This is a genomic window from Rhodococcus sp. NPDC055024 (assembly GCF_053608585.1).
The window spans coordinates 37,427-53,171 of sequence record NZ_JBSGVT010000003.1 but is presented as its reverse complement, the minus strand read 5'-3'; the positions used below and the strand labels follow the sequence as shown (position 1 = coordinate 53,171).

The 15,745-nt window shown below is 63.2% G+C and carries 14 protein-coding genes and 1 riboswitch; of the genes, 2 read left to right on the top strand and 12 right to left on the bottom strand.

Annotation, left to right across the window (positions count from 1 at the left end; genetic code table 11):
* Positions 1-3: 3 nt before the first annotated feature.
* The 11 genes from gcvP to ACWF6P_RS09090 form a co-directional block, all read right to left on the bottom strand.
* Entirely contained in the window at positions 4-2,862 is a 2,859-nt protein-coding gene (gene gcvP / locus ACWF6P_RS09140; protein ID WP_452620823.1) for an aminomethyl-transferring glycine dehydrogenase, read from the bottom strand.
* Between the two features lie 53 nt (positions 2,863-2,915).
* Positions 2,916-3,045, bottom strand: a riboswitch (glycine riboswitch).
* Between the two features lie 209 nt (positions 3,046-3,254).
* Positions 3,255-3,809: a MerR family transcriptional regulator gene (locus tag ACWF6P_RS09135; RefSeq protein ID WP_021344354.1), complete on the bottom strand. Its 555-nt coding sequence runs from the start codon at positions 3,807-3,809 to the stop codon at positions 3,255-3,257.
* 332 nt (positions 3,810-4,141) lie between these two features.
* A complete protein-coding gene (locus ACWF6P_RS09130) occupies positions 4,142-4,615 on the bottom strand; it encodes a bifunctional nuclease family protein (RefSeq protein WP_003946194.1) in 474 nt (157 codons plus the stop codon).
* Positions 4,616-4,708: 93 nt separating this feature from the next.
* Positions 4,709-5,446 (bottom strand): transcriptional regulator FtsR, encoded by a 738-nt coding sequence (ftsR, locus tag ACWF6P_RS09125; RefSeq protein WP_452620822.1) that lies wholly within the window; start codon positions 5,444-5,446, stop codon positions 4,709-4,711.
* Entirely contained in the window at positions 5,446-5,940 is a 495-nt protein-coding gene (garA, locus tag ACWF6P_RS09120) for a glycogen accumulation regulator GarA (protein ID WP_003946166.1), read from the bottom strand. The genes ftsR and garA overlap by 1 nt, the downstream gene beginning before the upstream one ends.
* A gap of 211 nt (positions 5,941-6,151) precedes the next feature.
* Positions 6,152-6,556: a glycine cleavage system protein GcvH gene (gcvH, locus tag ACWF6P_RS09115; RefSeq protein ID WP_317552772.1), complete on the bottom strand. Its 405-nt coding sequence runs from the start codon at positions 6,554-6,556 to the stop codon at positions 6,152-6,154.
* Positions 6,557-6,601: 45 nt separating this feature from the next.
* Positions 6,602-7,381: a DUF881 domain-containing protein gene (locus ACWF6P_RS09110; protein ID WP_214889796.1), complete on the bottom strand. Its 780-nt coding sequence runs from the start codon at positions 7,379-7,381 to the stop codon at positions 6,602-6,604.
* A gap of 3 nt (positions 7,382-7,384) precedes the next feature.
* On the bottom strand, positions 7,385-7,735 hold the full coding sequence (locus ACWF6P_RS09105) for a small basic family protein (RefSeq protein WP_003946178.1): 351 nt from the start codon (positions 7,733-7,735) through the stop codon (positions 7,385-7,387).
* A gap of 13 nt (positions 7,736-7,748) precedes the next feature.
* Positions 7,749-8,615, bottom strand: a complete 867-nt coding sequence (locus ACWF6P_RS09100) for a DUF881 domain-containing protein (protein ID WP_452620821.1) — start codon at positions 8,613-8,615, stop codon at positions 7,749-7,751.
* Entirely contained in the window at positions 8,612-9,211 is a 600-nt protein-coding gene (locus tag ACWF6P_RS09095; protein WP_378446087.1) for a CDP-alcohol phosphatidyltransferase family protein, read from the bottom strand. The genes ACWF6P_RS09100 and ACWF6P_RS09095 overlap by 4 nt, the downstream gene beginning before the upstream one ends.
* Before the next feature lie 109 nt (positions 9,212-9,320).
* On the bottom strand, positions 9,321-9,935 hold the full coding sequence (locus ACWF6P_RS09090; RefSeq protein ID WP_378446088.1) for an NUDIX hydrolase: 615 nt from the start codon (positions 9,933-9,935) through the stop codon (positions 9,321-9,323).
* A 138-nt stretch (positions 9,936-10,073) separates the two neighbouring features.
* On the opposite strand from ACWF6P_RS09090, the gene ACWF6P_RS09085 reads away from it, so the two are divergent.
* Positions 10,074-12,209 carry a bifunctional lysylphosphatidylglycerol flippase/synthetase MprF gene (locus ACWF6P_RS09085; RefSeq protein ID WP_452620820.1) on the top strand — a complete coding sequence of 712 codons (2,136 nt, stop codon included), beginning with the start codon at positions 10,074-10,076 and terminating at the stop codon, positions 12,207-12,209.
* Positions 12,210-12,213: 4 nt separating this feature from the next.
* On the top strand, positions 12,214-14,481 hold the full coding sequence (locus ACWF6P_RS09080; protein WP_452620819.1) for a DUF2254 family protein: 2,268 nt from the start codon (positions 12,214-12,216) through the stop codon (positions 14,479-14,481).
* Here the strand turns inward: ACWF6P_RS09080 and ACWF6P_RS09075 are convergent.
* Positions 14,443-15,732, bottom strand: a complete 1,290-nt coding sequence (locus ACWF6P_RS09075; RefSeq protein ID WP_452620818.1) for an alpha/beta hydrolase — start codon at positions 15,730-15,732, stop codon at positions 14,443-14,445. The two genes, ACWF6P_RS09080 and ACWF6P_RS09075, sit on opposite strands and share 39 nt — an antisense overlap.
* Positions 15,733-15,745 lie beyond the last annotated feature (13 nt).

Here is a 15,745-nt window from a genome sequence, read left to right as displayed (position 1 = left end):
GCCTTAGTTGCCCGCGAACGCTTCGATCGGCGGGCAGGAGCAGACCAGGTTGCGGTCGCCATGTGCACCGTCGATACGACGCACGGACGGCCACACCTTCGGGCGAGTCTTGCCACGCGGGAAGACGGCGATCTCACGCGAGTACGGGTGATCCCACTGCGCTGCAATGCTTCCCGCGGTGTGGGGAGCACCGCGTAGCGGGTTGTCCTCGACCGTCCACTCGCCGGCGCCGACGCGATCGATTTCGCCGCGAATGGCGATCATCGCCTCGCAGAACTCGTCGATCTCTTCGAGGTTCTCGCTCTCGGTGGGCTCGACCATCAGTGTGCCAACCACGGGGAAGCTCATGGTCGGAGCATGGAAACCGTAGTCGGCCAGACGCTTTGCGACGTCGTCGACGGTGACGCCGGTGTCCTTGGTCAACCCGCGCAGATCGAGGATGCACTCGTGCGCGACCATGCCGTTCTCACCGGTGTAAAGAACCGGGAAGTACTCGTCGAGTCGACGCGCGATGTAGTTGGCCGACGCGATGGCGGTCAGGCTGGCGCGGCGCAGGCCCGCAGCTCCCATCATCCGGATGTAGGTCCAGGTGATGGGCAGAATGGACGCACTGCCGTACGGCGCTGCCGAGATCGTGCCTCCACCACCGAGTTCGGGGGCCATCGGGTGTCCGGGCAGGAACGGCGTCAGGTGTGAGCGCACACCGATCGGGCCGACGCCGGGTCCGCCGCCGCCGTGCGGGATGCAGAAGGTCTTGTGCAGGTTCAGGTGGCTGACGTCGCCGCCGAAGCGTCCCGGACGAGCAAGGCCGACAAGCGCATTGAGGTTGGCGCCGTCGACGTACACCTGGCCGCCGGCGTCGTGTACCGCTGCGCAGATCTCGGAGATCTCGTGCTCGTAGACACCGTGGGTGGACGGGTAGGTGATCATGATCGCGGCGAGACGCTCGGCGTGATCGGCGATCTTCGCACGCAGATCGTCGACGTCGACGTCACCGTTGGGACGGCACGCGACAACCTCGACGCGCATCCCGGCCATGACAGCCGAAGCCGCGTTGGTGCCGTGAGCACTCGAGGGAATCAGGCAGGTGTCGCGGTGATCGTCGCCGCGACTGAGGTGGTAGTTGCGGATGGCGAGCAAGCCCGCGTACTCCCCCTGGCTGCCGGCGTTGGGCTGGAGGCTCACGTTGTCATAGCCGGTGACCGCGACCAACCAGTCTTCGAGATCCTTGATGATCTTCAGCAGACCGGGCGCATCCGACGTGGGCGCGAACGGGTGGATCGCGTTGAACGCGGGCCAGGTGATGGATTCCATCTCGGCGGTCGCGTTGAGCTTCATGGTGCACGAACCCAGCGGGATCATGCTGCGATCGAGCGCAATGTCCTTGTCGGACAACGCGCGCAGGTAACGGAGCATTGCCGTTTCCGTACGGTAACGGGTGAAAGCTTCGTGCTGCAGGTAGTCGGAGGTGCGCTCCTGAGCAGCGGGAACCGAGTTGCCCTCCGCTTCGATGGCGACAACAGCGTCTTCGATGCCGAACGCGTCGAGCACTGCGAGAACGTGATCGGCGGTGGTGGCCTCGTCGCAGGAGATGCCGACGTGATCGGCGTCGACCAGACGCAGGTTGATCCCGGATTCCTTGGCCGCAGCGACAACGTCGGCCGCCTTGCCCGGAACCTGAGCGAGCACGGTGTCGAAGAACGAATCGTGGACAACGGTCACGCCGCCTTCGCGCAGGCCGTTTGCCAACGCGTTCGCGCGGGCAGCGACGCGCAAAGCAATCGCCTTGAGCCCCTCGGCGCCGTGGTAGCTCGCGTACATCGCAGCGAGGATGGCGAGGAGCACCTGAGCGGTACAGATGTTGGACGTCGCCTTCTCGCGGCGAATGTGCTGCTCACGTGTCTGCAGCGCGAGGCGGTATGCCTTGTCTCCGTCGGCGTCGATCGAGACACCGACCAAGCGACCGGGTAGCTGACGCGCATGCTTGGAGTGCACGGCCAGGTAACCGGCGTGCGGTCCGCCGTACCCCATGGGAACACCGAAACGCTGGGTGGTGCCGAAGCACGCGTCCGCACCGAGTTCGCCCGGCGAGGTGATGAGCGTCATCGCAAGGAGGTCGGCGCCGACGGCAACAAGTGCGCCGCGCTCGTGAGCTTCCGCGATGATCGAGGTGTAGTCGACGACCCGTCCCGAGGCTCCGGGAATCTGGGCGATGACGCCGAAGAAGTCACCTTCGGGAAGACCAGCGGTGAGGTCTGCGGAGACGATCTCGATGCCGAGCGGCTCGGCGCGAGTCTCGATGACGGCGAGGGTCTGCGGGTACAGATCGGCGTCGACGACGAATCGCGGGGACTTGCTGCGGTTCGCGCGGCGCAGGAGCGTCATGGCTTCAGCGGCTGCGGTGGCCTCGTCGAGCATCGACGAGTTGGCCAATTCCATGCCGGAGAGATCGGCGACCATGGTCTGGAAGTTGAGGAGGGCTTCGAGGCGGCCCTGGCTGATCTCCGGCTGGTACGGGGTGTACGCGGTGTACCAGGCCGGGTTCTCGATGATGTTGCGCAACAACACCGGCGGCGTCAACGTGTCGAAGTAACCGAGGCCGATCATCGACGTCGCGACAGTGTTCTGGGCGGCGAGAGCGGTCAGTTCGGCGAGTGCCTCGTGCTCTCCGACCGGCAGCGGCAGAGCGTCGAGGCCGGCCGCGATGCCGTCCGGTGCAGCGTCGAGGATGGCGGAAGGAACGGCCTTGGTTGCCAGTTCGTCGAGTGAATCGACCCCGACAAGTTCGAGGATGCGCGCGAGTTCCGCGGCGTTCGGACCGACATGGCGGTCGGCAAATATACGGCTTGCAGCGTCGATCACGACAACTCCCAGACAGATCGGAGGATCAGGACACACACCGACCTGCGGTGCGTTCCTCCCCCTCTGTCGCATGCTCGATTCCCGAGCGCCTGAGAGATTCGGTAGTGACCCGCCAAGCGACGGAAGCCACAGCCTTTCCCCGTCGGCGGGTGGGTTTTCCCACCGCTTTCCAGAGGCGTCGGAGCCCGTACGGTCCTTGGTGCCTGAGAGATTGACGGGGAGGTATTGCTCCTTCGGCGCCCTGATCCCGCTCACCACTGGCCTTTGAAACAAAGACTAGTTCGGTGAATTCGGTATCCGAGGCTCTCCCGTACGCCGGCGACGCAGGCCCAGTCTAGTAGACCGAGGCGCCTACCTGCACCGTGGCATCCTCCAAAGAGATGTGACGTACGTTATCCGGTTTTGCGGCTGGCGCGATTCTTGCGTCGTGAGGCCAACTCGTCCTCCGGGTTGGGATCACTTTCACCGCCGTCGGCGCGCTCGGCCGGGAAGTCGGCGATGGTTCCGGTGAGTTCACGCATGGCGCCGCTGACCGCGATGCCGAACACACCCTGCCCACCTTGAAGGAGGTCGACGACCTCCTCGGGAGACGTGCATTCGTAGACGGTGGTGCCGTCGGAGAAGAGCGTGATGTTGGCAAGATCGCGCACGCCGCGCTTGCGCAGGTGATCGACGGCAACGCGGATGTTCTGCAGCGAGATTCCGGTGTCGAGCAGACGCTTCACGATCTTCAGGACGAGGATGTCCTTGAAGGAGTACAGGCGCTGGCTGCCGGATCCGGCAGCGCCACGAATGGACGGCACAACCAACGACGTCCGTGCCCAGTAATCGAGCTGGCGATAAGTGATCCCGGCAATCTGGCAAGCGCTGGGTACTCGGTATCCGACCAGGTCGTCGGGGATGGAATCGTCCGGGAACAGGCCCGGCTGCAGCTCTTCGGAAGACATTTCTGCAGTCGCGGCACTACCGGCTATGCCCGTCCCGCGCTCATTCGACTGTTCTTCCACTGCCGTCTCCCTCTCGCTTCGCCATCATGTAACCAACCTGTGCTATCAGCAGTCACGAGAATTCCGTGCCGACCGAACTTTCAGATGTGAATCCAAGGCAGGTAATTCCATGAGTGGACTTACCTAGAGTACGCCTCGATCGACAAGGCGAGAAGATCTCCACCGCACGCAACGCTAAGACCAGGAGGGTGCGCGGTCAACGCAACACGCCGACCGAGACTCAACCTCTACTTGAGAGTTGAAGACTAAAGTCCGCAACCAGTCAAATCAGGCTAGCCATCAGTGGCTTTGAAATCGTCCGGCGAGATTGTGTCGAGGAATTCCTTGAACTTCTCGACCTCGTCCTCGCGCTCGTCGGGAATGACGAGACCGGCTTCGGCCAGGACGGCCTCCGACGCGAAGATCGGAACGCCGATGCGCAAGGCCAATGCAATCGAATCCGACGGACGTGCCGACACGGTGGTCTGCTCGTCGAAGACCAGATCCGCGTAGAACGTGCCCTCTTGCAGGTCCACGATCCGCACTTCCTTGAGACTCCGACCGAAGGATTCGATCAGAATCTTGATCAGGTCGTGAGTCAGCGGTCGCGCCGGCTCGACTCCCTGTTGTTCGAGAACAATCGCGGTAGCTTCGGTTTGCCCGATCCAGATCGGCAGGTACCGATCGCCGTCGGACTCCCGCAGCAACAGGACCGGCTGATTCTGAGGCTGCTCGACACGAACTCCGATCACACGCATTTCGCCCATCGAGCTTGCCTCCAACCTGACGTGATCCAGTAGACCGACTCCGATGCGGTCGTACTGAAATTCTATTCGAGTGAGCCCCGCTGATCGAGGAACTCAGCGATCGAGACTTCCCCGAACCGCCGATTTGACCAGACACGTGTGCAAAGTCAGTGACAGGGCAGCCAGTTCCCGGACCATTTCCTCGGCGCGATCACGCGCTCCGGCGTCACGACCCTTGGCAACCGGTCCGGCGATTTGAGTCACCAGTCCCGCTTCGCGGTCAGCAGCCAACTTGAACGCCCGCAGATGGCGGACCTCCAAGCCGTACTCGGACATCGCTTTCGCGGTGCGCGCCAATGTCACGGCGTCCTCGTCGAAGAAGCCCGCCGCGCCGGGAACGATCAAACCGGTGCGGATCAGATCGGTCAGAAACCGATCGTCGATGTCGGCACGCGCGAGAAGATCCTGACGACCGACTCGAACTTCACGGTCGACACGGAAAGCTTCCGGCGAGACATCGCCCGAAGCAATCGACAGGACGCGGGCACGACGAGGCGGAGGAACTTCCGCACTCACCGTCGCCGCGCCGCTGTCGATCGCTTCGAGTTGTTCTTTGATCACTTTGAGCGGCAGGTACTGATCGCGTTGAGCGGTCAGCACGAAGCGAAGACGCTCGCAGTCCTCCACGGAGAATCTGCGGTATCCCGACGGTGTCCGTTGCGGGCTGATCAAGCCCTCGGACTCGAGGAAACGGATCTTCGAAATCGTCACGTCGGGAAAATCTGGACGCAACCGATCCAGCACGGAACCAATCGACATTCCGGGCTGGCTCTGCTGCCGCACTGCCGTCATTAGCTACCCGCACCTGCTGACGACTCGCCGACCTGCGAACCGCCGGCACGAGGGCCGGTGAGGAACACCAGACGGAACTTGCCGATCTGAACCTCGTCACCGTTCGCGAGAACTGCCGAATCGACAGGCTCACGGTTGACGTAGGTGCCGTTGAGGCTTCCGACGTCGACGACGTGGAAATCTGCATCTTCCTGACGGAACTCGGCGTGGCGACGGCTGACGGTCACGTCGTCGAGGAAGATGTCGCTGTCCGGGTGCCGACCTGCCGACGTCGTCGGCTGATCGAGCAAGAAGCGGGATCCTGCATTCGGTCCCCGCTTGACCACCAGAAGTGCGGCTCCAGCGGGAAGGCCTTCCACGCCCGAAACCGGCTGCTCGGCGGCCGGTGCTGCAGAGGAGGTGTTGTCGAGCTCATTGAGGAAGTCCGCACGGAAAACCGAAGTGGTCTCCGCCGGCGACTCCCCATAGCCCGCGTCGTTACCGTTCTCGCTCACTGTTTCTCCTCCTGGGTCAATCATCCAGATCATGAATCACTGGACTACGCAGTGCACTTTCTTCACGAGCATCTTTCACAGTCACGTTCGATACGGCCCTGCGCCCCGACTCGGCACATGCGTACCTAACGACCGTACCCTGCGCAGACCGCCGTGTGCAGCGAGACAGGCCGCGACACAACACGAGTTGGCCGGTCCACGCATAGGTTTTCTACTCGGACGTGAGTCCGTTGTACGCCTCCGCGTCCAGAGTTGCCGCGAGTGCGGCATCGAGTGTGGCTTCGTCGGCAACCTCGAGCTCGACCAACCAACCCTTGTCGTACGGATCGGTGTTGACGAGGTCAGGCTGTCCGTCCAATTCACCGTTGGCTGCAAGAACTTTCGCAGTGAACGGAGCAAAGATGTCGGAGACGCTCTTGGTCGACTCGACCTCACCGAGCGATTCACCGGCGGTCACGTCTTCGTCGACAGCGGGAAGCTGGACGAACACGACGTCACCGAGCTGCGACTGAGCAAAGTCGGTGATACCGACTCGAACTGAGGTCGGGCCGGTCCGCTTCACCCACTCGTGCTCCGCGGTGTAGCGCAGATCGGTAGGTGTATCGAGCTCACTCACAGTGGCTTCCTTTCACAGGCCGTCCGAAAGTCGGACGCAAAAAGATCAATTTCCAGGTTGAGCGTATTGGCGCGGATTCAATTGTCGCAAGACGGAGATCGTGACCTGCTGCGATTGCTCGACCGAGGAACTTCCGCCGTTGCGTGCGACGTTGTCGAAGACGCCTCCGGGAATGTTCAACGCTGCTGCCAACGTCGGCGGATCCCCGATCGCGGTCACAGTGTACGGCTGCTCGATCCGGGTTCCGTCCAATTCGATTTCACCGCCGCGCCCACTCACCCACGAGTTCACGCCGATACGAATAGGTTCGCCGTTCGCACCTGCGATCGAGATGGCTTCGGCACCGGCAGCACGCAATTCCTGGATGAGATCGAGAATCACTTCGGAGCCGACACCGCCCGCCGGATCCGTCAGGGTCATCGTCACACCCGGTCCGGCAGCAGGAGCGGTCCCGACTTGAATGGAGAGCGAGGTCAGCCGCGCCCGCGCCTCGTCCAATGCTGCTCCGGTGTTGCCACCGGCTTCCAAAGTGGCAAGCGATTCCTGAAGATTGGCAACTTCCTGCCTCAGCGCGGCTTCGCGCCGATTCAAGTTGTCGAGAACGACCAGGAGGTCGGCAGGGCGCGCGGCGTCGAGTGAATCTCCGGCCACGGTGCTACGTACCTGTGTGGCAATCGCGACACCGAGCACACCCAGGAGCACGGCCGCGAGGATGGCGAAGACGACGTTGGTGCGGTGTTTCGACGGTGAACGCAGTTCGTGCCGACCTTCACTCGCGGTGGTGACGGGTGGTTCTTCGGGTTCGGTCGTGGAGTGTTCCGCCATGACTCACGCTCCGAACAGTCGGCGTCGCAATGCCGCTGCGTTGCCGAAGATCCGGATACCCAACACGACGACGATCGCCGTCGAGAGTTGAGTACCCACACCCAACTGATCACCGAGCCAGACGATCAACGACGCGACGAGCACGTTGAAGACGAAGGAGACCACAAACACCTTCGCGTCGAAGATCTCGTCGAGATACGCGCGTAGTCCGCCGAAGACGGCGTCGAGTGCCGCAACGACCGCGATCGGAAGATACGGCTGGATGACGTCGGGCACCTGCGGGCTGAAAACTACGCCCAGGACGATGCCGACGACCAGTGCTGCGAGTCCGTACAGGGCGGAACCGGCCTTCATCGAACTCCTTCTGTCACTTGGGTTCTGTGGGTTCTGTTGCCACCCGGACGGCGCGCGGCGTCGCGGGTGGCAGTGTCAACGAATCGTCTTCGGCCACCGCGAAACCGACTCCGTACAGTTGCGAGACGCTCGACATTCTCCCGTAGGCGTCGCTGACGACGAACTCTCGCTGCAGTGCACGCGTGTCGCCGATCGCCTCGACGCGGTACGGCGAGAAGACAGGTTGGTTGTCGACGAGCATCGCGCCGCCGGCCTGACGGATGGTCACCGTCGGCCCGATTCGCACGCCGCCGACGGCGATTGCCTCCGCGCCGCCTGCCCACAGCGCGTTGACGACGGTCTGCAGATCTCGATCGAGGACGACGGTCTTGCCGCCGACGCTCCGCTGCGACGCGTCCGTGAGGTTCGGGCGTCCGGCCGGGTCCGTCAGCGTCACCACCAGTCCCTCACCGTGGACAGCTTCGGCCCCGGCACCGGATTCGACCGCTCGCAGTTGGTCGAGGACGGCGCCGCCGCGTACATCGCCTTCGAGCGCCACGCCTCTGGCAGCATCGACGTCGCCGCCGAGCGAATCGCGGGAGGCAGCCAGCGAATCGATTCGATCCTCCGCGTCACGGACCTTTGCCACCAACTCGCTTCGAACTTCTTCGGTGCCGGTCACCTGCGTTGTCGCCTGAACTGCTGAGACCGTGACGATGAACCCGATCAACAGAGCGCCGAGAGCCAGCCACGGCCCGGTCTTCGAGGACGTGTTCTTGGTGTGCTCGTGTTGGCGTTCGAATGCAGTTGCTTCGTAGCCCGGGTCGAGATGTTCGGTCATGAGCGACCGAAGCAGCGACGGTACCGGGTTACGACGGACGTCCTCCCCGGTCGACTTCATCGGGGCACGACCTCGTGCGTTCGCGCCACGTCGACGGCCTTGAGCACGTAGATCGCTGCAGTCCACACGTACAGGACGGTTCCCCAGATCAGGAAAGCGAAACCGAAGGCATGGGTGAACGGTCCGATGGCCCAGTCTCCGTGCCCGGCAAGGATCAGCGGCAGCGCGAACATCAGCAGGAAGGTCGCGGCTTTACCGAGATAGATGACCTCGGGTGGCGGCAGTCCACGTCTGCGGTAGATCGGCAGCGTCAACGCGAGCAGAAGGTCTCGGCCGATGAGTATCGCCGCAACCCACCAGGGAATGAAATCGCGGGCGACGAAGGTGACCAGCGTCGTCACGACGTAGAGGCGATCGACCAGCGGGTCGAGTAGCGCTCCCAGACGCGAGGTCTGTCCGAGCACCCTGGCCAGCTTGCCGTCGAGCCAGTCGGTGAACCCGCTGAGCATCAGCAGCGCTAACGCCCACCCGTCCGAGTGTGTGACGAGCAGCAGGTAGGCGAACAGCGGAAGGGCGAGTAGACGCACGATACTGAGCACGTTGGGAACAGTGAGAATCCGATCCGTGGGGATCGGTTCTTGTTCGCCAGAGTTCACTGCACACACCTCGCGTCGTTCGATTGCCGTGCGGTCAGCTTTCCACAGCGGGGCGCACTATTCGCCGAGGCACCAAAGCCCGAACGACCCCGAGCGTGTCGGGCTGCTCTCATCGCCAGGCGAACACCGGCTGTTCGAGGTTGTCGATGCGGGTGTGCCGGCCGTTCAACACCTCGCGGAACTGATAGATGACAGCTCCGGTCGGCGCATGGATCAGGCTCGTTCGGAACGGCCACTGGATCACCGGGTTCGGTGATTCCTCGATGGTGACGAATCGCGAGTCCACGTCGAGTTCCTCCGCCGTCACGGCGTACACCTGTGCCACCTCGTCCGGATTGGGTACCAGTCCCCCGACGTCCTCGCCGGACCAGACGACAAAAGGACGGATCACGAATCCCGAACGGGTGACGTAGTCGTCGAGCCGGCCGATGATGTTCGACTCGGGAACTTCGACGCCCAACTCCTCGGACAGTTCCCGAAGCGCTGCTTGTTCGGACGTCTCACCGGGATCGACGCTTCCGCCTGGCAACGCGAACTGACCGGGGTGAGCTCGCATCTTGCTGGGCCGCTTGGTTACCGGAAACACCGGTGTCCCGTCCGCGTTCCGCATGACGACGATGACCACCGACGCAGAACGCCTTCCGTCCAATTCGACCGATCGAGGTTCGAAAGCGGCAAGTGAAGTGACAACGTGGTCCCGATTCAGTAAATCTCCGTTCACCATGGCTCGACAGTAGCGCCACGAGTCCGAGACCCCAGTCAGTCTGCTCCATTTTGACCGCTTCGCCTGATTATCGGTCGGTATTCCTGTCATGCTGAACAGGCAGAATCCACCGTGCGGCATGGCGAGAAGAGAACCTCGATGGCTGAGCAGTCCCAGACCCCCACCCCGCAGACCGAGGAGAGCGCACCGGGTGCGCCGAATCGGGCCTCTCGCTTTGCTTCCGACGCACTGAGCGTCCTGCGGCGCGTGCCGTTCACTTCGATCGTTGTCCTCACCATCACCGTCGTCGGGATTGCGACCGGCGCTTTGTGGAATCACGTCCGCACCTACTCGTGGTTCGACGACATCGCCTACGGAGTCCCTGCCTTGCAGGAAGGCAAGTGGTGGACACTCGTCACGGGGTGGTTCTTCGGATTGACGCCGGGTCAGTATGTTTCGCTCATCGTCGTTTTCGCCTTCGCGGTCGGCTGGTGCGAATGGCGCCTGGGAACCAAGAACGCGGCCCTCGTCACGATCAGCGGGCAGTTGGCGGGCGAACTCGGTGCTTCGCTCCTCCTCTGGGCCGGCAGCCACACCGACTGGGATTGGGCCCGCAACCTCGCCACCCACCGCGACGTCGGTGTGACCACCGCAATCATCGCCGCCCTCGCCGCGACCACGGCAACACTCCGCTCGCCCTGGCGAATGCGAGTGCGCGCCATTCTGTGTGCGTACATTGCGATCGCGTTCCTCTTCGAAGGCCGCCTCGCCGACGTGCAGCACCTCATCGCGGTCGCGATATTCCTGCCGGTGGGCGAGAAGTTCTTCGGCGACGGAGAGCGCGGGTTCATCCCCCGAACGCGACGCGAGATCCGCCTGCTCGGATTCATCGGTCTGCTCCTGATCGGCGTGGTCGAGATCGCCGTCTGGCTGTTCCCCGGAAGCGGACCGTTCGGGCCGACGGAAGCCGAAACCGGTTCGGGGTGGACCGCATTGGTCGACGTGATCATCGTTGCCCTGATCGCGGATCAGTTGCGACGAGGACGACGCTGGGCCTGGTGGGTTGCCGTCGTGTTCGGTTCACTGACGGTTTTGGCCACCGCCCTCGTCCTCGGTTCGGTCATCTTCTTCGACTACGAGAGCGCCGGGGCCGTCACGGTCGGAACCGCGCTGCTCTGGCTTCTCGAACTCATCTTGTTGATCAAGGGCCGTCACGCTTTTCACGTACCGATGCGGCGCAAGATTCGAGGCGGGCCGTTGTCCGGGAACGATCCGCGCGCCGCCGCTCGGGAACTGCTCAAACAGCATGGCGGCGGAACCATGTCGTGGATGACGACGTGGGACGGCAACAATTACTACTTCGGCGAGTCGGGTGACAGCGTCGTTGCATTCCAACGGCACGTCGGCGTCGTCGTGGTCCTCGCCGATCCGATCGCGAGCCCCGACCGACTTGCCGCAGCGGTCGACGAATTCACGACGATGTCCGAGGCCAACGGCCTCACCCCCTGCTTGTTCTCCGTGGGGAAGGAGACAGCCGATGCCGCCGCCCGGCGCGGCTGGCGCACCGTTCAAGTCGCCGAGGACACGATCGTCGACCTGCCGGAATTGCAGTTCACCGGTAAATCCTGGCAGGACATCCGCTCGGCGCTCAACAAGGCCAAGAAGGACGACATCACCTTTCGGATGACAACTCTGGCCGACGAGCCGTTCTCCGTGCTGGCTCAGGTGCGCGCCATTTCCGAGGAATGGGTGGGCGACAAGGGACTACCCGAGATGGGGTTCACCCTCGGAAGCGTCGAGGAGGCGCTCGATCGCGACGTCCGGGTCGGTTTGGCCGTCGACCCGACCGGAAGCATTCACGGCGTCACCTCGTGGTTGCCGGTGTACGGCGAAGGCGGAGTGGTCCAGGGTTGGACGCTCGACGTCATGCGTCGACGCCCCGACGGGTTCCGTCCGGTGGTCGAGTTCCTCATCGCATCGTCGGCCCTCGAATTCAAAGAACAAGGTGCCCAATTCGTCTCACTGTCCGGAGCACCACTCGCCCGCAGCGCCGACGCCGCCGACGCCGCATCCATGGACCGCCTGCTGGACATGCTCGGAGCCGCGATGGAACCGCTCTACGGCTTCCGGTCTCTTCACGCGTTCAAGAAGAAGTTCAAGCCGAGGTACGAACCCGTTTTCCTGTGCTTCCGCGACGAGGCCGACCTGCCTCGGATCGGAATCGCACTGACGCGTGCATACCTACCCGACGCGACGGCTCCTCAGCTGATCAAGCTCGCTACCAGCAAGAGTTGACGCCGTGCGGTCCTGGTTCGAGCACACGGTCGTCGACACCGGCAGGCTCCCGCTGTTCTTCCTCCTACTCGCCTTTGTCCTGACGTTCCTGTTCATCCGCTTCAGCGTCCGGATGATCCGGGCGGAGGTCTCGTGGTGGCCAGGCAATGTCACGCCCGGCGGAATGCATATCCACCACATGGTTTTCGGTTTGATGATGATGCTCGTGTCCGGCTTTGCTTTCATCGCTTTGGCCGACTATCACACCCCGATCGCCAATTGTGTTCTCGCGTCGGTCTTCGGTATCGGCAGCGCGTTGGTCCTCGACGAGTACGCGCTCGTGTTGCATCTGCGCGATGTCTACTGGGCCGAGGAAGGTCGCTCGTCCATCGACGCGGTGTTCGTTGCCATCGCGATCTCGTTCCTTTTCCTTCTCGGGGTCCACCCGATCGGATTCGCGGGCGAGTTCGACCCGTACGAGCAGGACCGTAGCCTGGCGACGTTGATCAGCGTTGTCGTCGCGATCGTGATCCAACTCGGACTCGCCGTGATCACGTTGATGAAGGGCAAACTCTGGACCGGCCTGATCGGGCTGTTCTTCACCCCGCTTCTGTTGGTCGGAGCAATTCGGTTGAGTCGCCCGGGTGCGCCGTGGGCGCGCTCGCGTTACCGCGACAAGCCGGCCAAGATGAGCCGGGCAGTCGCCCGTGAGCAGCGCTATCGCGAGCCGATGATTCACGCGAAGATCTACATTCAGGAAACGGTGTCGGGAAGTTTCGGTTCCACTCCCCCGCCCCCACCGCCGCTCCCCGTCGTCGACACCACAACCCCCACGTCGAAGGTCGGATTGTCGCGGCGGCTCTCGGACATGATTCGCTGGCGTCGAACTCGCCGACGACTACGAACAGTCCCCGTCTGGCGCCTCCCCGTGATCCTCGTCGTCCTGTCCGTCGTCACCGCGAACATCCTCGTCGGGATCGACGGAGATCTCGTCAGCGACGGCGACGTCGGTACCATTTCCGAGGGCGTGGACGCCGGAGCGACTGCGACGTTGCTCAGCGTCATCGCCGGCGGGATGATCACTCTCACCGGTCTGGTGTTCACTGCCATCACTCTCGCCATGCAGTTCGGTGCCTCGCAGATTTCGGTGCGGGTCGTCCCGATGCTCGCGCAGCAGCGAGTGATGCGGTGGTCGATCGGCATGTTTCTGGCGACGTTCGTCTTCTCCTTGATCATTGCGCTCGATCTGGCGCTCGATTCGGAAAATTCTTCTCCGACCATCTCCACGGCGATCGCACTGCTTCTGGCGTTGGCCAGTGCGATCCTGTTCATCGCGTTGGTGGCGAAGGTCGGGTCGATTCTCAATTCCAGTCGGTTACTGCGTTGGATAGCGGCCCAAGGTCGCAGCGCGACAATCCGCGCCTATCCGTTGTACGAGGAGTTACCCTCCGGCGCACCGAAACCCAGCCGGCCACTCCCCTTGATCCAGCCGAGCGAGTCCGCAAACTCCGAGAACACCGACACACTGGTGATTCGGCTGCGCCATCTTTCTCCCAACGGCCGGATTCTGCTGGCGATCGATCTCGCACGATTGCAGCGGTTGGCCGGTCGCTGGGGCGTCGCTGTCGAGGTGGTGCCCAGCATCGGCGAGTTCGTCGCCCAGAACGCGCCCCTCTTCGAGATTCGCGGGCCGTCGCTGAAGGTTCGTCCGGACACATTGATGTCGTGCCTGATCTTCGGCGACACGCACAGCCCGGTCGTCAGCCCCGGTGCAGCGCTGCAGTCGATCGTGGACATCGCGCTCAAGGCGCTCTCACCCGCCATCAACGATCCGGGTCGAGCCGTCCAGGCGCTCGATCACATCGAGGATCTTCTGGTGCTGCTAGCTCCGAGAGTCCGCTTCGACACGGCCACCTCGGATCTCACGCTGATCCGCGGGCAGCAACGCACGTGGGCTGACTACGTGTCGGTCGCCACCGACGAGATCCGCCACTTCAGTACCAATTCCGCACAGGTGCAGCGGCGTCTACGCGCGGTATTCGCTACCTTGCTCGAGGCCTGCCCGCCGGACCAGCACCCTCCGCTGCTCGAGCGCGTCGACGCTCTCGATGCGCAGTTGACCCGTGAATGGACCGGTGCGCTCGACCTTCGGCTCGCGAGTGTGGCAGATCCGCAGGGGTTGGGCTCCGAGGCCGGGGCGACCGGACGAATTCACCCGCTGATCATCGGATCCACGAAACTTCCGGACGATCGTTCACCCGGGCAGACCGAGTCGCGTTCCCAGCCAACCTAATTGACTCGCCAAACCGGCGGACCATACCTGGAAGCTGTGTCCTCCGTCGACCTCGGCGTATTGGACGTCCATTCCTGCGGCCTTTGCGGATTCGTAGAGCGTTTGAAGACCTGGGCGGTAGTCGTTGTCCTGCCTACCGACGACAAACACTCCGGCGCTGTCGGGGAACTTCTTCTCCCGGAGCAGATCCTGCGGATTCACTGCCACGAACGCGGCTTCGTTGCCGCCGAACGCGGCATCGACCGTCTGTTTGCGGTCACCGAGGGTGGGCTCGATCTGACCGGACAGGTCCAGGAACGTCGGATACACAGCGGGGAAGTTCGTCGCCATCTGAAATGCGCAGGTTCCGCCGTAGGAAAGGCCCCCGATAGCCCACTTCCTCGGATCGGGATCCACCTGCAGGTTCGCGCGGACCCAGTCGGGAACATCACGCGATAGGTACGTCGCGACGTTTCCGAGTTGGGAATCGACGCAGAGCGGGTTCGCCAGTTCCGATCCGGTCCCGTCAGCTACCACGACAACGGGCGCCATTCCCGAATGCGCAGCGGCGTAGGCGTCCATCGTCTGGACGAGGCGGCCACCCTGCAGCCAGTCCTCGGGCGCGCCTGGTTGACCGGCAAGCAGTACCAACACCGGCAACTCCGGTCGCGGGTTGGTGAAATACGCGGGCGGTAGGTAGATCTCGGCGTCGCGGGCGCTGAATCCGGAGACCGTCCCCGCAATCGTGACCGTGCTGACCTTGCCGGCCGACGGCATGTCCGCCGGCGCCTTCCATTGCGATACCGGAACTGCGCCGTCCTTGCCGTCGTCCAAGTCTGCAAGCGAGACCTGCTCCGCGTCCGAAAGTCCCAGCGCTGTTCCCACAGTCGGGTACGACTGGAACTGCAGATTCACGTGAGCCGCGCTCGACACGACCACCAGCAGTACGGAGACCACGGTGAGCACACGGCCGTCGATTCGCGTCGCGGCAAAGATCCTCGAAAAACCCAGCAGCACACCCAGAATGCCCAGCCCGATCCACACGTAGACCGGACGGGCAATCGGATCCGGGAACGGATGCCACACCTTCTCGATCAGCCAGTACAGCACCAGGGTTATCCCGATTGCCGCGACGATGCAGACGGGAATCGAAATCAAGACGTGACGCCTCGACCTCGAAAACATGAGCCACAGAAGTGCCAGAATTCCGAGCACCGTCACCACAGGTGGGACGGGGCCCGTGACCAGCGACAGATCCGTGATCGTGTGCACGTCGTCTCCCGTC